Origin of the sequence: Bacillus paramycoides (assembly GCF_001884235.1) — a bacterium.
Lineage (GTDB): Bacteria > Bacillota > Bacilli > Bacillales > Bacillaceae_G > Bacillus_A > Bacillus_A paramycoides.
Genome location: NZ_MAOI01000118.1, coordinates 1 through 18047, shown reverse-complemented (window position 1 = coordinate 18047; position 18047 = coordinate 1). Strand labels below are relative to the sequence as shown.

The window sequence follows — 18047 nt, the reverse complement described above, 5'->3', positions numbered from 1 at the left end:
AAGCCCGATTGGTTCAACTAATAATCAGTGGGGGATGAACAAAACCCCCACTGATTAAAGTTTCACTTTATTATTTCCCACAAATAGCGGAATAAATAAAGAAGAAGCCTCTTGTAAATTGGTTACAAGAGGCTTCTTTTATTTCTTAAACTTAAACATTTCACCACTCAAATTCGAATCACTATACACAAACAATACCATGTTAATATTGTTGTCTTTAATGTATTGATATACATCCTTTTCGTGATAGTGACGGAGGTCGAGGATGGATGTGTGTTTAAAGTTTTGTGCTAAGTGAGGCACGATTGCGTTTGCGAATGAATCTTTTAGGACTAAAGCTCGTACATCATTTGGCGCATTGTTATTTTCGATGACGATTTCTGGATAGTCGTTTGTGTAATAACCTGCGTATGATGTTGTATCGTTTTGTTTTTCTACGCCATATAGTTCATCCAATGTGCGATATACAGTGCCGTTTACATCTTTTGCGGTTACGCTTGTAAAGTTGAAACCGTCTTTCGGTGTGTAGTAGCATAGTTTTTCACCAGTCGCATCGATCAGTTGGTATAGCTGGTTGTTAAAGCTTCCGACTAGATGTGTATTTGGAGCGCACGTACGAGTGTAATCTTCTTTTTTTATTTCTTTTCCTTTATATATAGAAGATTGTTGCCCGATTGTGTTCATTATATATTGATAGCCTAAGAAGGCACCATCCATATTCCAGTGATGGTCTGTTTTGAAGTACATACTTTGTATTTCTTCATTTGTATAGTTTTGCTTAAAATAATCCATGAGTTTAATTGGCTTTACGTCCGCTGGAAGTTTATTTAGAAAATAATTTAAATTTTCCTGTGCATATGTGTGAATATAAGAAGGTAATTTAAATGATAATGCATTCGTTTTGGACGGTGGTAAAGCAAAGTAAAACTCAATATTTTGTTCTTTTAAAAACTGAGATAAGTCTTTTACAGCTGGCATAGCTTGGTCAATCTCATTATATTTTGTAGTCCAAGCTGGGTTTTTTAGAAGCCATTTATCATCAGTTAGAATAATATCGTTAATGAGAGACTTGCCCATTTTAATTTGAGTAAGTGTATAGTTTTTAATGAGATCATCTCTTCCGATTAATTGATCGTTTGTATATGTCTCAAAGTCTTTAAAGAAGCTGCCTTTTGCGAGGGCTTCTTTTGTAAGAGCTGGTTTTTGAGCGAGCGGACGATTTTCAACGGGCGAAATTGCTCGGTCAGTTTTGAGAAGCGATAATATGCCAAATGAAAAGATAATGGTGAGAAAACCGATAAATAGGACGATGTTCCCCAATTTTTTCATGATAACTTTTCCTTCCTACATAAAGTGAAACTTTAATCAGTGGGGGGGGTGTTCATCCCCCACTGATTATTAGTTGAACCAATCGGGCTTTTACGGGCAGTTGATCCCCACCTAACTTCTTTGTTTTCGCTGAATTTTGAGGTGGGGGTCTTACTGCCCGTTAATGCGGGATAAGTTAAAACCTGAAGTAAATAAATGGATTATACGTCGAATTAATTAAATACATAATCGAAATCATAAATAATGTGAGTAATAATATAGGACGTACAACTTGCATCGTGAACATATACGTTTTGGGCGCAAGTTCTAATATGTTTTTAACGCGTTTCAAAATTGGTGTCGCTGCGATAAAGGCAATGATAAATACGATAATGTATTCATGTATATATAGCATTGTGTTGTCATCAATGAAAGATTGTCGCTGCATGCCAAACATCGCTTTTAAATATTGGAACGAGTAAGCGAAATTATCAGCTCGGAAGAAGACCCAACCGATCATAACGATGATTAGTACATATGCGTGTTGCAGCGGTTTCCATAGCTTATTTAATATTTTCTCAAATCCAGCTTTTTCAATCGAGATAATAAAGCCGTAATATAAGCCCCAGGCGATAAATGTCCAGCTTGCTCCGTGCCATAAACCGGTTAATCCCCATACGATGAAGAGGTTACGGTAATTTGCTAGTTTTGAAACACGGTTTCCGCCGAGCGGAATGTATATATAGTCGCGGAACCAAGAACCTAGTGTAATGTGCCATCTTCTCCAAAATTCTGAAATGGATTTCGAGATGTACGGATAATTGAAGTTTTTCGGGAAATCAAATCCGAACATTTTTCCAAGTCCAATTGCCATATCAGAGTACCCTGAGAAATCGAAATAGATTTGGAGAGTATAGGCAATAATACCAATCCAAGCCGTTCCAACGCTTATTTCAGACGGTGGTAAGGCGAAGATTTTATCTGCGACAAATCCAACTTGGTTGGCAATTAATATTTTTTTCGCTAACCCTAAAACGAAAATTTGGATACCTTCTGTAAATCGTTCAAAAGAATGGATGCGCGTTTTAATTTGTTCAGCAACGATATTGTAACGAACGATTGGTCCGGCGATGAGCTGCGGGAAAATTGATATATATAACGCTAAGTTAAGTGGATTTTTTTGAACATCTCCATCTTTACGGTATATGTCAATAACATAGGACATCGCTTGGAACGTATAGAAAGAAATTCCAATCGGTAGTGGAATAGGTTCCACATGAATAGATAAATGCAAAGTTTGATTCAAAATGTCTGTGAAAAAGGAAATATATTTAAAATAAGAAAGTAATAAAATATTTCCGACCACAGCCATAATTAAAAATGTGACTTTCATATTTTTTCGTTTATCATAATGATGCACGAGTAGGCCGAAGCAGTAGTTTAATAAAATAGAAAAGAGCATTAAGAGGACGAATCGTGGTTCTCCCCATGCATAGAAAATTAAACTAAATGCAAGTAATACGAAATTACGTAGCTCGGCACGCACTATAAAATAGAAAAATAATACGAGGGGTAAAAAGATAAATAAGAAAATAGAACTACTAAATACCAAAGGACTCTCCTCACTTTTTTCAAAAATACATTTTGTGCAAAAAACCGACATTCCTATTATATATTTTTTTATATAAAAGCGCCTTTATTATTTTGGCATATTAATAATTCGATTAAAATGATTACTATATATAATAGAAGAAAAGAGGGACGGAATCCTTTTGACACTCATTATTTGGATAAGATAAGATGAATAAGGTGTGATTTGTTTAGAAGGGAAGAGATGGTGTGTTATTTAACTCGTTTGAGTTTATTTTTTTATTTTTACCGATAGCATTTCTTTTATATTTTCTATTAAATAAATTTGGACATGCTACATTAGCGAAAGCTTGGCTCGTTGCGGCCTCTTTATTTTTCTATAGTTATTGGAATGTGAAATATTTACCGCTTATGTTAGTGTCGCTCATTGTGAACTACTTTATCGGAATGAGGCTCGTGAAGCGTAAGAGTAAATTTCTTTTAATAGTAGGGTTAATATTTAATATTGGGATGCTTAGTTATTTCAAGTATTATGATTTCTTCTTACAAAATGTTAATGCATTAATTGGAACTCATTTTACATTATTATCATTAACGTTACCGCTTGCGATTAGTTTCTATACGTTTCAAAAGATAGCATTTTTAGTAGACACGTATCGCGGGGAAACGAAGGCATGTCATTTTCTTGATTACGCATTGTTTGTAACGTTTTTCCCGCAGCTTATTGCAGGGCCGATTGTACATCATGCGCAAATTATGCCGCAGTTTGCTGATGATAGTAAAAAGCGTTGGCAATCGAAGTATATCGTTCTTGGGATTTTCATATTTGCAATTGGTATTTTCAAAAAAGTAGGTATTGCAGATGTATTATCACCCCTTGTACGTGAAGGGTTTGATGTGCAGCAATCATTAACATTCGTCGAAGCGTGGCTTTCGTCGTTAGCGTTTACGTTCCAATTATATTTTGATTTTAGTGGATATAGTGATATGGCAATTGGAATCGCCTTAATGTTCAATATTAAATTACCTCAAAACTTTAATTCACCATATAAAGCAGTGAATATACAAGATTTTTGGCATCGTTGGCATATGACGCTTAGCCAGTTTTTAACGAAGTATGTATATATTTCTCTAGGAGGAAATCGAAAAGGGATTACACGTACATACGTGAATATTATGATTGTATTTTTAATAAGTGGACTTTGGCATGGAGCTGGCTGGACATTTATTTTTTGGGGATTCCTGCACGGCGCGGCTTCTGTTATTCATCGCTTATGGAGTAAAGCGGGAGGGCGCATGCCGGCCTTTGCTGGTTGGCTCGTTACGTTTTTCTTTATTAATATAACGTGGGTATTCTTTAGGGCAACATCTATGCATGATGCGGTGAAAGTGTTAAAAGGAATGTTTGGATTAAATGGATTCGAATTAGCAAATAGCGTATTCCCAGCATTTATAATAGAGAAGTTGCAATTTTTAAAAGAGTACGGTGTTTCATTTACAGAAGGGTACCATGTATCTTTATTAGATCCGAAAATGGTAGCGTACATTTTGGGGGCGTTATGTATTAGTTTCTTCTTGAAAAATTCGATTCAGTTAAAAGATTCATTCCGTCCGAATGTATGGACCGCTTTATTTACTGCAATATTGCTCGTGTATAGCGTGTTACATTTAACGAGTATTAGTGAGTTTTTATACTTTAATTTCTAGGTGGAGAATATGAAAAACAAACAGTGGCTTATTTTCGTCTTTGTATGTGTTTTTGTTCCTCTTGTAGGTGTTGGGATATTTAATAGCTATATAGATTCACTTTGGTTATTCCCGCATAAAAATAAGTGGAATGATGTTCAGTTTGGGTTTAACGAGAGACAGCAGAAAACGAATTATATAACATACCGTCCGTTTACATATGATGGAGTTATACTTGGAAGTAGTAGAACGACTTTTATTAACGAGAATGACTTCACCGGGTTAAACGCATTTAATTATGCGGTGAGTAGTACAGACCCGCGTGAATATGATGCGTATATTGAATATGCGAAAAAACAAAAAGGCAGTGAATTATCGTCAATTGTACTCGGTTTAGATTTTCTTGGAACGAACAAAAATAGAGAAATCGGCTTTGATAAACCAGAAGTGTATATTAATCAGGCGCAAAGTTTATTGTACCCGATTAAATCGTATGTGAGTATGGACGGGATTACCTATTCAAAGAATACAATTGAAAACTCTATCCATCATAATACGGCTATTGACCGGTATAATCGAGAGAATGTAAAGTCAATGCGTGATTATACGAAAGAAGAACGCGATGCACAAATAGCAGCGCAAGTAGATAAGTTTAGTAGAGAGATTTACGGCGGGAATTATGAGTATCAAAATATGAAAGAAATATTAGGAACAGTAAAGGCTCATAATCCGAATACGAAGTTTTATATTTTTACAACGCCTGTTTCAGAGCCTCTGTTCCGTACGATGATTCAGTCAGGGCGATGGGAAGATTATAAAAGATGGCTTCATGACGCTGTAGATGTATTTGGAGAAGTTCATCATTTCATGTATCTCAATTCCGTTACAAAGAATTTAGACAATTATATGGATGGGCATCATTTCAGACCGGAAGTCGGGCAGATGATCGCGCATAAAGTTGTGAATGAAGAGGATAGCAATGTCCCGAAAGACTTCGGTATTGTGATTACGAAGGATAATATAGATGAGGTGTTAGAGCAGATTCATGCATCTTTTCAATAGAAAGAATTAGTACTGTGAATACTAGAGGCGGTAAGGGAATGTTAGGACAAAAAAACGCTTAGAGAATTATTTCTCTAAGCGTTTTTTATTCAGTTATTCCGCCTTTAAATCAACAATTACGTAAGCGAGTATAACAACGAAGAAAATACTAACGGATGGCGCGGTTAATACGTGCCCGGACATAAAGCCGATTCCAAGTGATAGTATAATGGTGCTAGCTGATAGCATATATTTCACAGTTAATATTTTCTTAAAGTTTGCGATGATGCGCAGTAACAATTTAATACCGAAGTAAAGGAATGGTAGGAAGTAAATAAGAGAACCGATGATTCCGAATGCAAAGAATAGATCATGGAAGTCCATTTCGATTAATTTAATTTTATCCGTATAGTTACCAGCGTAGCCCATTCCGAATAATTTTTGTGATAGTGGTGCGTCTTTATAGTATTGTTTGTATACGTTTAAAAACTTATCGCGATCACTGTAAATTAAACTTTTCACTTCAGAGTCTGTTAGCTCACCTTGTGCATGTTTTTTTGCTTCGTCTGGATCTTCTTTAATTACTTTTCCTTCTTTTTTTTCTTTTTCTTCTTGAACTGATTTTTTGTATTCATACATTTGTAAATGGATGCCCATATTTTTTGCGATAGGAGTATGCGGTGTAAATGCAATTAAGCCTCCTAGTACAATAGCAGCAACAACTGTGTTTACAAGATATGTGAATCCTTTTCCTTCTTTTTTGCGATGAATCATATATTCAATGAATGAGAATAAAAGTGCAATACCAAGTGTAAGAACAATTGCACCGTATCCTACTTTCGTTCCGACCATAATACTTGCATACATCGCAAGTATTGTTGGAATCCAGTAATAGACTTTCGAGAAAGAAGTTGTTTTGTGAATCGAATATAAGACAACGATTGGGAACATAATTGCAAAAATAGCACTCAAATCATTTCCAGCAAAGAACCATCCTCTTGAACCGATCTTTGAGTGAGGATAGCTTGGGAAATCTGTACCAGTTTGCATGGCAACAATCAGTGTGATACTTAAAATTAAAGTTGCATATAAGAAATATGTAATGATTTTATGAAACGCGTATTCATTATTTTTTAACTCTTTAAAGACGATGATATATCCGAACAGTAACACAATTGGATATATGCTCTTTAAAATAAATTTCACTTCTTCGCCAAATGAAACTGGAGATTTGACCATCATATTATTTACAAGGCCAATTGCTAGTACGACCCCAAGTAGACATAAATAGAGAATGTACTTTTTCGCTCCATGTTGTTTTCTATGAAGAAGTAGATACCCTAATGCGAGAAGCATAAAGGCGAAACGGACTACGATTCCAATTGTTGCACTCATGTGTAATACATAGATTGAAAAAGATGTTAATAAATCTAAAATTGGTTGAAACACAATGAATAGCAATAGGAAATGCGGGAAGTAGTTATCCGTTTGTTTCAACTTAGTAACCATATGTTCCTCCATTTCTTCATTCCTTTATTTCAATACCCAAGAGATGGGGATAAAAGCCTTATTTACATAGTAAGGCGAATGAATTTCAATATTTGTTTTTGTAACAAACTTAAGAATACACCATTTCATTACGATGGTAAATAGATGAAAAGCATCGATAAACCGACTTTAATTTCTATATTTTTTAACGAAATTGTATGTTTTATACGGAGTTATATACAAATTACGAGAATATTAGACAGAAAATTAAGAAAAAAGAAGGGTTTTTGACATGCTTTCTATAATTATAGAAGTATAATCTTTATGTGGAAAAGAGGGGTATATATAATGGAAGTAACAAGTAAAACAGAATCTGTTGTTGTGAAATATGAAGGGCGCGTAGCAACGGTTATGGTCAATCGTCCAGAGGTTTTAAATGCATTAGATGAACCAACGTTAAAAGAGTTGTTACAAAAGTTGAAAGAAGTAGCGGCAAGTTCTGCTCATGTTGTTGTGTTATGCGGAAATGGCCGTGGTTTTTCTGCGGGTGGAGATATTAAATCCATGCTTTCAAGTAATGATGAAAGCAAGTTTGAAGGCATTATGAATACAATTTCTGAAATTGTTGTGACGTTATATACGATGCCAAAGCTTGTTATTAGTGCGATTCATGGGCCGACTGCAGGACTGGGGCTAAGCATTGCGTTAACAGCTGATTATGTAATGGCAGATGTATCGTCAGTTATTGCGATGAACTTTATTGGAATCGCTTTAATTCCAGATGGTGGTGGCCATTTCTTCCTTCAAAAGCGCGTCGGTGAAAATATGACGAAGCAAATTATTTGGGAAGGGAAGAAGTTATCGGCAACAGAAGCATTAGATATCGGTTTAATTGATGAAGTAATCGGTGAGGATTTCCAAACGGCTGTGAAGCAAAAAATTAGTGAATGGTTACAAAAACCTATCAAGGCGATGATTCAAACGAAGCAAATTTTATGTGAAGTAAATCGCTCTAATTTAGAACAAACGCTGCAACTTGAAAAGCGTGGCCAATATGCGATGAGACAAACAGCGGACCATAAGGAAGGTATTGCTGCTTTTCTAGAAAAACGTTTGCCGGTGTTTAAAGGGGAATAAAGTGAAGAAAGTGCTAACACATTTTAGTATAATTGTGTTAGCACTTTTTTTAGGAGTAATAAATGAAGAAAATTATCGGTGTTATCGCTATTATTTTACTTACATATTATGCTTTGCATAGTACACCATCTCTTGCAGTACGGGCTGCATTATTCTTTGAGGGACATCCAATTGTTGCTTTCTCTAGTGAAGTGACGAAAGAACGGGATGTGAAAAAAGAGGCGATTCCTGTTGAGTATGCGACTTTATATAGTGATAAGGAAGAGGAGCCAGAGCATTACTTCTTTCCAACAGTAAGAGCACATGGATCAGGAATTGATATGTTAAGTGCTTGTGTGAAAAAAGATTGGTTTTTCTATAAAGCAGAGCTCGGGTGTTATTAAAAATAGGAGGATAAGTGATGTCAACTTATAACAAGTTAGTAAGGGATCGTGTCCCAGAGAAAATTTTAATGTCTGGAAAAACATATACAGCGCAAAAATTAACAGGACAAGCTTACATACAAGCGTTAGCGAAAATTGGTACGGAAGAAATTCGCGAATTTGCTTCAATGAAAGAGCGTGAGCATGCGTTAGATTCTCTTGCGGATGCACTTGAAGTTATTATTTCATTAGCGCGTGCAGAAGGTGCAACAATTGAAGATATAGAACGTCTTCGTAAGCAGAAAGAAGAAGAACGAGGCGGCTTTACAAGAGGGATTTACTTGATGGACGTTTCGGAAGAGTAGTTTCATAGAAAAAGCACAGCTTACTTCGTGGCGCTGTGCTTTTTTGCTGCAATTAGACTAATGATTAAGAAGATAACTGTTAATGTCCAGCCGATTGTAATAGAAGTAGTAGTGTGGACGACATAAGAAACTTGTAAACAAATTAATGAGGATAAAAACCAAATGAGTGCAATATGTACATGTTTTTTCGTTACGGTCATTTTTGCTAGCTCCTTTTTACGTACTAAACTAAATTTTACTATAATTTAGAAAATTAAACTATATTAGTAGAGGTTTCATAGCAAATTTTGTATACTGAATAGTAGAGAAAATGAGGAGGAAAACGACAATGGCACATCATGCAAAAGAAACGATGGAATTAATTAAAGAGCTTGTCTCTATTCCGAGTCCATCTGGAAACACGACGAAAATTATTAATTTCATTGAAAACTATGTGAATGAGTGGAATGTAGAGACGAAGCGTAATAATAAAGGCGCTCTTATTTTAACGGTAAAAGGGAAGAATGATGAGCAGCATCGTTTATTAACTGCTCATGTTGATACGTTAGGTGCGATGGTGAAAGAAATTAAGCCTGACGGTCGTCTTCGTTTATCTATGATTGGTGGATTTCGCTGGAACTCTGTAGAAGGGGAATATTGCGAAATTGAAACATCAAGCGGTAAGACGTATACAGGAACAATCTTAATGCATCAAACTTCTGTCCATGTATATAAAGATGCAGGCGAAGCGAAGCGCGATGAGAAAAATATTGAAGTTCGTATTGATGAGCGTGTATTTTCAGCAGATGAAGTACGTGAGTTAGGAATTGAAGTAGGAGACTTCGTTTCATTTGATCCGCGCGTTCAAATTACAGAGAGTGGATACATAAAATCACGTCATTTAGACGATAAAGTAAGTGTAGCAATTTTATTAAAATTAATTAAAAGATTGCAGGATGAGAATGTAACATTGCCATATACAACACATTTCTTAATTTCTAATAATGAAGAAATCGGATACGGTGGAAACTCTAACATTCCAGAGGAAACTGTAGAATATTTAGCAGTTGATATGGGGGCGTTAGGTGATGGACAAGCATCTGATGAATATACAGTATCTATTTGTGCGAAAGATTCTAGTGGTCCATACCATTACGCTTTACGTAAACATTTAGTGGAACTGGCGAAAGCGAATGCTATTGAGTATAAAGTGGATATTTATCCATACTACGGATCAGATGCATCAGCTGCGATTCGCGCTGGATTTGATGTGAAGCATGCGTTAATTGGAGCTGGTATTGACTCTTCTCATGCATTTGAGCGTACGCATGAAAGCTCGATTGCACATACAGAAGCGCTTGTTTATGCATATGTATTATCAGAGATGATAGTAGAATAGTGAGAGGGTGGTTGATTCTATGAATCAACCACTTTTTTGTGCATAAAAAATAATTTAATTGCATTTTATTGTACAATATTAAGAAAGTAGGTTTACTACAGAATTCTAGTATTATAAAATGATAGAGGTGCGCTAATTTTTTTTGTTTGTTTTATCCATAATTTGTATATTAAGATTTCGCGTTTTTAACGTTGATTTTCGAGAGGAGTATTATTATTTATGAAGTATCGTGCAGTCGCGGCAGGTATTTTAGCCGCAAGTTTATTATCGTCTCCATTAAGTAGTTTCGCAGCAGAGAAAAAATTTACAGATGTTCCAGATTGGGCGCAAAGTTCAGTAGACTATTTAGTTAGTAAAAATGCGCTTGATGGAAAACCAGATGGAACATTCGCTCCATTTGAAGCGGTAGATAAAGGATCAGCTGCAAAGTTGTTGGCGATCGTTCTTGGTTTACCAATTGATCCAAAAGCGAAACCATCTTTTAAAGATTCACAAAATCATTGGGCAGCACCATATATTGCTGCAGTAGAAAAAGCAGGTGTAGTTAGTGGAGATGGTACTGGGAATTTCAATCCATCAAGCCCAATTAACCGTGCATCTATGGCAGCTATGCTTGTACAAGCATATTCATTAGATAAGAAAATTATTGGAGAACTTCCAACACAATTTAAAGATTTGGAAAATCATTGGGGTAAGGAAAAAGCTAATATTTTAGTAGCTTTAGAGATTTCAAAGGGTACAGGAAATGGCTGGAATCCTGACGGTACTGTAAGTCGTGCCGAAGCAGCTCAGTTTATCGCAATGGCAGATAAAAATAAAACAAATACATCGAAAAGAATGTATATGAATAGAAACTTTATTACATATCATCAAGCATCATTATCATCTGGTATTACTGACGTTCAACATCAACCGCAGATGATTGAAGTGAAAGAGCAAAGAGCGGATGGATGGATGAAGATTGCAACAAGTAAAGGTGACAAGTGGACACCTTTAACAGAGAAAACAGATGTTATTAATGAAGGGTTTACTGCGTATGCAGAAGCTTCACATCAGTCTAAAGTGCTAGGTACATATGGTGCACAAAAAGTAACTGTTATTGAAGAGAATGGTAGCTGGATTCGTATCCGTGTGGGCGCTGGTTTCCAATGGGTTGATAAAAATCAATTAAACCCAGCGAAACAAGGTAACTTCTTAGAAGGAAAAGCGATTATTATTGATCCAGGTCATGGTGGAGTGGATCCTGGACATGCTGGTGTAAACATGGATGAAAGTGCTATTGTACTAGATACATCTTTACGCGTGCAAAAATTATTTGAACAAAAGACTCCATTCACTGTTTTATTAACACGTAATAATGATACAAGACCAGGAGATACTGCTAGTGATTCTTTAAAGAAACGTATAGAATTTGCGCAAGAAAATAACGGTGATATTTTCGTAAGTATCCATGCAAATGGCTACAATAACCAAGTAGAAGGAACGGAAACATACTACTATAGATCAGCAACAAATCCAAACTCAGAAGAAAGCCGTGTACTAGCAGAAAAAGTACAAAAACGTCTAGTGAACGCACTTCAATCAAATGATAGAGGTGTAAAAACAGATGACTTCTATGTAGTTAAATATAATACAATGCCTGCTATTTTAACTGAATTAGGTTTCATCGATGCGAAAGACGAAGGTGAAAAACTATCTTCAGAAAAATGGAGACAACGCGCAGCAGAAGCAATTTATGCTGGTATTCTAGATTACTATGAATGGCAAGGTAAAGACGTATCTTCTTACCGTTAATAATAGAGATAACTTTAGAATGTAAATATGGAAGAGATTGCCGAGAGGCAGTCTCTTTTAATTTATCCCGCTATTTGCGGGCAGTAAGACTCCCACCTCAAGGAATGGATAGGACATGGTCCGATGTGAGTAGGTGAGAGATGGCTGGCGGTTAGGCAGAATCCTAAAGATTCTTCTTGTTAAAGATTTGCTACGAGGTAACAGAATAAGTTTGTCTAGAAGGTAAATGGGATAGTTCAATAAATGAATTATAAAAGTTTCTCTTTATTTCGAGCATATGATATCATTTAATTTTATCCCGCTATTTACGAGCAGTAAGATTCCCACCCAGAAATTAGACGAACACGAGGAAGTTAGGTGGGAGTCGGGCTGCCCGTAAAAGCCCGATTGGTGCGGGCTAATTATCAGTGGGGGATAAGGCTTCCCACTGATAAAAGTTTCACTTTACGTGAAAAAGCATTTGAGTAATTGTGATAATAACAATTTTAAACGATAAAGGATGATAATAGATTGAGTAATCATAGTAAAACACCTGCATGTATATATACGTATGCATTCCGTGAGGATGAGCGTTCTTTATGCTACTTGGAAATGCGCTCATTGTTTGGAATGGAGTCTCACGTTAACATTTTGAAAAGTGATGTCAAAATTGATCCGAGTAGAAGCCCGTTTATTAAAGAACGAATTGAAGTTATGTATGAAGGAGACGACTTGGAGAGCATTTTGAAACAAGTGGAACAAATCGACTTGGCAGGAGCAACGTTCAAAGTTATCTTTGTTAAAATTAATGACCTTGTTGGAGAGAGTAAAATTGAATATGGAGAAAGACGTCTCATTGAGCGAGACCTTGGTATGCATATTGAGGGAGAAGCAGACGTTCGTAATCCAGAGCGCGTATTCGGGATTGTTCCTCTTGGAGGACGTTGGTACTTCGGACACTATGTAGAAAGTGATCCGGTTTGGTATCATCACATAAAAAAACCGCATAGCTATTCGACATCACTGAGCACACGTGTTGCTAGAGCTGTCGCAAATATCGCTGTACCAAATCCAGAGGGAGTACGAGCAATTGACCCGTGCTGCGGCATTGGAACGGTAGTAGTAGAAGCACTTTCTATGGGGATTAACATCGTCGGTAGAGATATAAATCCACTTGTGGTTCTTGGAACGAGAAAAAACATCGCACATTTCGGATTTGAAGGAACAGTAACAAAAGGCCCAATTGAAGAAATTACTGAGAGCTACGACGTCGCAATTATCGACATGCCGTACGACCTATTTACGCACGCAACACCAGAAGATCAACTCTCAATTCTCTCAAGTGCGCGCCGTATCGCAAAAAAAGTAGTCGTTGTAACGATGGAAACAATGGACGACATGATTCATGAAGCTGGATTCGAAATCACAGATCGTGGCGTCGCAAAAAAAGGAACATTCTCTAGACAAATTCTTATTTGTGAATAGGAAAGGTCACCCGATCGTTATATTTAGGTCATAGATGTTAAACTCAATAAAATCAAAGGTAGGAACATATTTGATATGTACAAAATGTTCCTGCCTTTTTATTATGGGGTACCGCCACACATCCATCAACTATTCGGAATGGCTGCATAAGAATAGATTCCATTAGGAATCTATATACCTCTTTCAAATAGATGCAATCATTGCATCAGAACCATGGAGATGTGTGGTAACCCACACTAATTAACAACCAGCATCATTTTGCGAAAAATGTCGAAAATATAAGAATTATGTAATTTTTTATTGATTCATGTAATTTTTAATGTTATACTCATAACAACAAAGAAAGAGTACACAAAAACCCTTAGTGATTAAAATTTCAGAATTTTTAGTCTTGTTTGTTGGTTTACTCCATTTGATTTATAAGTTTGAGTATTACTTTTCCACTCTTTATAAGTGTGAGTATTGCTTTTCCACTCTTTCTTTGTTTTACCCTAAAAAAGAAAACAACCTGTTTTTATACAAGTTGTTTTCTTTTTTGTTTTAGGGATCGCCTTACATGCTCCTCATCGCCAAAATGCTTGTTTAAATTTTTCTACAATTTATTTCTCCATTGTATAAGTCAAGAAGAGATAAAAACATTTTTATGGCTAGTATTTAAGCGTTCAAAAAAAACAAACATAACCAATGAATTACATTAATAAGCCAATTTCCTTAACGTACAGGAAATTGGCTTTATTGGTGGAGGGGATTCTTACCTAAAAGCTAATTATGAAAGTACAGCGTATTTCAGCTGATCTCTACTAATTAAGGATCAGTATTATTTTTTGTGAAAAAAATGTCGAATTTATGAGAATTTTGCATTTTTTTGTCTTGTTATACTTTATATTTAGTGCTAAACTCAAAATACAAAGAAAGAGTAGCTGAAAAAATCCTCCTTCAAACAAAAAAGACTGAAAATTCAGTTTTATTTCTGTCTGATTCATATTTACGCTTACTACTCTTTCTTTGTTTTATTTTATATATTATATCGAGCATTATAAATAGATAGCGAGGTGACTGAGATGTGATTATTTGGTAAAAGTAGAGTGTAAGCATTCTGTTATTCTTATGAAACCTTAATCAATTAATTGCACACTTATTACAAATATTTGTAAAGGAAATTGAGATCGTTGTTTCAACCTAGCAACGAAAAATTTAGTTTCATACAAATAAAGAAGTAAGCAACTACAAGTAATTATGAATCTAGTCATCAAGCTGAGGATTTAATTGAAGACTTGGAATAGCGAGATGTAACCATGAATTTTACAAGTCATGTAGATTGTGATTAAGATTCTAAATGCATAAGCTGACCCAAATTGGTGAACGTTGCTGTTCATCCTTTTACAAAGTATAAGACTATCTAATTACAAATCTGAGAAATGATTTCCAAGAGGTATATGGATAAACAAAATTGTTTGTGATTTTATATTTTTACTGAATGAATCAAGAATTAGGTAGAGATTTAGAACAAGCATTTAGGGATGATGTTTCGGTGTATGTAGGAGGAAGTATAAAATAAGAGGTTTATCCCAAAAGAGGTATTAATTTATGTTTGGTTTCTTTAATTACAAAATCAATTACAAAAGTTACAAAAACTATCTTTGGTATCCAAAAGGTCCTATATTACGGATGAGAGCATGAAAAAAATGCCTATAGGAGGGGGAAAAAGATTCTGGTAAATAAAGTTGTGAATCATTAAAAAGGTGCTATCAAATTTGGACATATTGATGTTATGAATCTGAAAACAATGGAAAATAATATGAATAAACTAATAGCATTGAAATGAAAACATTATTAATCAGAGATTTATGCTCAACATAAGATGGTAGATATGATATAAAATCCCAAGATTTTATAGGGATGATGAAAAGAACGTAACTTCGCCAGTTACAATAATATCAATAATTGTTAAACTTGTAAACATTAAACTTGGTGAATTTAATGTTACATTAGAAAAAATGAAGTTTAATAGAGAACAGAGGGATCGTTTATAGAAATCTGTTTTCAAGTTTTTAAGTGTATAACAATTAAAAGAGAAAAATGCCATCAACCTATTAAGTCATTGTCATTGCATATTCATATTAGGAGCCATCTAATAATAATTGATAGGAGAATGACATGATAAAGAGAGTAACCTCGATTTTTTCGATTTTAATGATTTTTATATTTACTATAGGTCAGAGTTTCACATCCATAATAGCAAGTGCACAAGAATTAAATACAACAGGATTTGTTGATAGTTTTACAATCGATAAAACGACGCTTAATTCCGAAGAAGCAACAAGAATAGCAGTACAGTTTAGTGATAAATCTGGGAATCAAATGAAAGCTGGAGATACACTAACATTAACGTTACCTTCGGAATTGAAAGGATATAGTGGAACGATTCCATTAAATAATGATGCAGGTGTTAATTTTGGTACTTGTAAAATAAATACAACTAATGTCGTATGTACATTTAGTGATACAGTTGAGAAACTTCAAAATATTAGAGGGAATTTTTATTTCCAAGTTAAAGCAATTAATGTTGCACAGGGACAAACGGTAACAACTGAAACGAATTTAGGTACACAATTAGAAAAGAAAACGGTAACGATTATCGGGCCGACTAGTGGTGGTGGTGGATCTTCACCGTTTTCGTACAAAACAGGTGAGATTAAACCAGAAAACACTGATGAAATACAATGGGTTTTAAATGTAAATACGTCAAAACAAAATGTAGATAGTGATATTGTTTTGACTGATACTTTACAAGAGGGGCAAACGCTTAATCAAGATAGTCTCCGTATTGGAGGGTTTGCTAGCCCTATGACACCACAAGAATTCCAAGCTCAAGGTTATGGAACGGTAACGTTTATTGGTGATAACGGATTTAATGCTGTTATTAATAAGGATAAGGCCAATGGTCTTACTTTTGTTTTTGAATATAAAGCAAATATATCTGATAGTGGAAAGAAACTAGAATCATTTTTTAATAATTATAGCGTAAACTACAAGGTTACGGGTGAAGAGGAAGTATCTAAATCAGAGAGTGCCAGTGTTAAAAATATAGATTTGGGTGGTGGTGCTCAAGGTGATTTACCTCCTAAAGGAACGTTAAGAATTGTTAAGCATATTGAAGGAAATACAGAAAAATTCATTCCAAATGTCTCATTTAAATTGTACACAGAGTCAGGTCAGCAAATTGGCGATACGTATACAACGGATGCACAAGGTATGGTCGAAGTTCCTAATTTAGATCCAGGAAATTACTATGTACAAGAAATTTCAGCACCAAACTACTTGGATTTCGATCCACAAGCAAAAGTACCTTTTACAATTGATGCGAATGCTGCAAAAGGCGTAAAGCTGATGGTTCCGAATAAGGTAAAAACGACATCGATTTCAGGAACGAAAACTTGGAATGACAACAATGCAACAGATCGCCCAAGCTCAATCCAAGTAGAGTTACTGCAAAATGGAAATTCAATCAAAACACAAGACGTAACAGCAGCGAATAACTGGAACTATACGTTTGCAGATCTACCTGCATATGATAATGATGGTAATGCTTATACGTATACAGTAAAAGAAAAACCAGTAGCAGGATACAAATCCGAAGTAAATGGTTACAACATTACGAATACAAAAGATGCAAAAACATCTGTTTCAGGAACGAAAACTTGGAATGACAACAATGCAACAGATCGTCCAAGCTCAATTCAAGTAGATTTATTGCAAAATGGAAACGTAATTCAAACACAAGACGTAACAGCAGCAAACGGTTGGAAATATACATTTGCAGACTTAGCACAATATGATGCGAACGGTGTTGCTTACACGTATACAGTGAAAGAAAAACCGGTAGCGGGATACAAATCGGAAGTAAATGGCTACAATATTACAAATACAAAAGTAGCGAAAATGACAGTAGAAGGAACGAAGACGTGGAAAGATGGAAATGCAACAGACCGTCCGGAAATGATCAAAGTAGACTTACTACAAAATGGTAATGTAATCGAGACACAGGACGTAACAGCGGCAAATGGTTGGAAATATACATTTACAAATTTAGAATCATATGATGCGAATGGTGTTGCCTATACGTATACAGTGAAGGAACAGCCGATAGCGGGATACAAATCGGAAGTAAACGGTTATGACATCACAAATACAAAAGTAGGCAAAACAACAGTAGAAGGAACAAAAACTTGGAAGGATAACGCATCACTGGATCGTCCAAGCTCAATCAAAGTAGATTTACTACAAAACGGAAACGTGATCCAAACACAAGACGTAACAGAGGCAACCGGTTGGAAATATACATTTGCAGATCTAGCACAATACGATGCAAATGGTGTTGCTTATACGTATACAGTAAAAGAGCAACCGGTAGCGGGATACAAATCGGAAGTG

Annotated in this window: 13 protein-coding genes; 9 read left to right on the top strand and 4 right to left on the bottom strand. The window is 35.4% G+C overall.

All coding sequences use genetic code 11. The features are described from left to right. Positions 1 to 138 precede the first annotated feature (138 nt). The gene (gene patB1, locus BAU28_RS24760) at positions 139 to 1329 is read right to left on the bottom strand and encodes a secondary cell wall polysaccharide O-acetyltransferase PatB1 (RefSeq protein WP_071720445.1); all 1191 of its coding nucleotides are present in this window, start codon (positions 1327 to 1329) and stop codon (positions 139 to 141) included. A 175-nt stretch (positions 1330 to 1504) separates the two neighbouring features. Continuing rightward, complete coding sequence (locus BAU28_RS24755; protein ID WP_048373491.1) at positions 1505 to 2920, bottom strand: MBOAT family O-acyltransferase; 1416 nt, start codon at positions 2918 to 2920, stop codon at positions 1505 to 1507. A gap of 227 nt (positions 2921 to 3147) precedes the next feature. On the opposite strand from BAU28_RS24755, the gene BAU28_RS24750 reads away from it, so the two are divergent. Together BAU28_RS24750 and BAU28_RS24745 are read left to right on the top strand one after the other, a co-directional pair. Beyond that, positions 3148 to 4605, top strand: a complete 1458-nt coding sequence (locus tag BAU28_RS24750; RefSeq protein ID WP_071720443.1) for an MBOAT family O-acyltransferase — start codon at positions 3148 to 3150, stop codon at positions 4603 to 4605. A gap of 9 nt (positions 4606 to 4614) precedes the next feature. After that, positions 4615 to 5646 carry a hypothetical protein gene (locus BAU28_RS24745; RefSeq protein ID WP_071720441.1) on the top strand — a complete coding sequence of 344 codons (1032 nt, stop codon included), beginning with the start codon at positions 4615 to 4617 and terminating at the stop codon, positions 5644 to 5646. 93 nt (positions 5647 to 5739) lie between these two features. On the opposite strand, the gene BAU28_RS24740 is transcribed toward BAU28_RS24745, so the two are convergent. Further along, on the bottom strand, positions 5740 to 7134 hold the full coding sequence (locus tag BAU28_RS24740) for an O-antigen ligase family protein (RefSeq protein ID WP_071720439.1): 1395 nt from the start codon (positions 7132 to 7134) through the stop codon (positions 5740 to 5742). Between the two features lie 303 nt (positions 7135 to 7437). On the opposite strand from BAU28_RS24740, the gene BAU28_RS24735 reads away from it, so the two are divergent. The 3 genes from BAU28_RS24735 (at position 7438) to BAU28_RS24725 (ending at position 8977) form a co-directional block, all read left to right on the top strand. Continuing rightward, a complete protein-coding gene (locus tag BAU28_RS24735) occupies positions 7438 to 8250 on the top strand; it encodes an enoyl-CoA hydratase (RefSeq protein ID WP_082182934.1) in 813 nt (270 codons plus the stop codon). A 62-nt stretch (positions 8251 to 8312) separates the two neighbouring features. Then, the gene (locus tag BAU28_RS24730) at positions 8313 to 8633 is read left to right on the top strand and encodes a hypothetical protein (RefSeq protein ID WP_071720437.1); all 321 of its coding nucleotides are present in this window, start codon (positions 8313 to 8315) and stop codon (positions 8631 to 8633) included. Between the two features lie 17 nt (positions 8634 to 8650). Then, positions 8651 to 8977 carry a nucleoside triphosphate pyrophosphohydrolase gene (locus tag BAU28_RS24725; protein ID WP_016119674.1) on the top strand — a complete coding sequence of 109 codons (327 nt, stop codon included), beginning with the start codon at positions 8651 to 8653 and terminating at the stop codon, positions 8975 to 8977. 20 nt (positions 8978 to 8997) lie between these two features. Here the strand turns inward: BAU28_RS24725 and BAU28_RS24720 are convergent, their stop codons facing one another. Then, positions 8998 to 9177 (bottom strand): hypothetical protein, encoded by a 180-nt coding sequence (locus tag BAU28_RS24720; RefSeq protein WP_071720435.1) that lies wholly within the window; start codon positions 9175 to 9177, stop codon positions 8998 to 9000. Positions 9178 to 9305: 128 nt separating this feature from the next. On the opposite strand from BAU28_RS24720, the gene BAU28_RS24715 reads away from it, so the two are divergent. From BAU28_RS24715 to BAU28_RS24695, 4 genes are all read left to right on the top strand, one after another. Then, on the top strand, positions 9306 to 10355 hold the full coding sequence (locus BAU28_RS24715; RefSeq protein WP_002170589.1) for a M42 family metallopeptidase: 1050 nt from the start codon (positions 9306 to 9308) through the stop codon (positions 10353 to 10355). Positions 10356 to 10574: 219 nt separating this feature from the next. Further along, entirely contained in the window at positions 10575 to 12149 is a 1575-nt protein-coding gene (locus BAU28_RS24710; protein ID WP_071720433.1) for an N-acetylmuramoyl-L-alanine amidase, read from the top strand. Positions 12150 to 12659: 510 nt separating this feature from the next. Continuing rightward, positions 12660 to 13613 carry a TRM11 family SAM-dependent methyltransferase gene (locus BAU28_RS24700; protein WP_071720432.1) on the top strand — a complete coding sequence of 318 codons (954 nt, stop codon included), beginning with the start codon at positions 12660 to 12662 and terminating at the stop codon, positions 13611 to 13613. Between the two features lie 2157 nt (positions 13614 to 15770). Continuing rightward, positions 15771 to 18047: Cna B-type domain-containing protein (locus BAU28_RS24695; protein WP_116500473.1), on the top strand; the 2277-nt coding region annotated here is incomplete at its 3' end.

Coding starts and splice junctions, on each gene's coding strand:
- BAU28_RS24735 (WP_082182934.1), top strand. CDS start 7,438: ATGTGGAAAAGAGGGGTATATATAATGGAAGTAACAAGTAAAACAGAA.
- BAU28_RS24730 (WP_071720437.1), top strand. CDS start 8,313: ATGAAGAAAATTATCGGTGTTATCGCTATTATTTTACTTACATATTAT.
- BAU28_RS24710 (WP_071720433.1), top strand. CDS start 10,575: ATGAAGTATCGTGCAGTCGCGGCAGGTATTTTAGCCGCAAGTTTATTA.
- BAU28_RS24745 (WP_071720441.1), top strand. CDS start 4,615: ATGAAAAACAAACAGTGGCTTATTTTCGTCTTTGTATGTGTTTTTGTT.
- BAU28_RS24720 (WP_071720435.1), bottom strand. CDS start 9,177: ATGACCGTAACGAAAAAACATGTACATATTGCACTCATTTGGTTTTTA.
- BAU28_RS24715 (WP_002170589.1), top strand. CDS start 9,306: ATGGCACATCATGCAAAAGAAACGATGGAATTAATTAAAGAGCTTGTC.
- BAU28_RS24740 (WP_071720439.1), bottom strand. CDS start 7,134: ATGGTTACTAAGTTGAAACAAACGGATAACTACTTCCCGCATTTCCTA.
- patB1 (WP_071720445.1), bottom strand. CDS start 1,329: ATGAAAAAATTGGGGAACATCGTCCTATTTATCGGTTTTCTCACCATT.
- BAU28_RS24725 (WP_016119674.1), top strand. CDS start 8,651: ATGTCAACTTATAACAAGTTAGTAAGGGATCGTGTCCCAGAGAAAATT.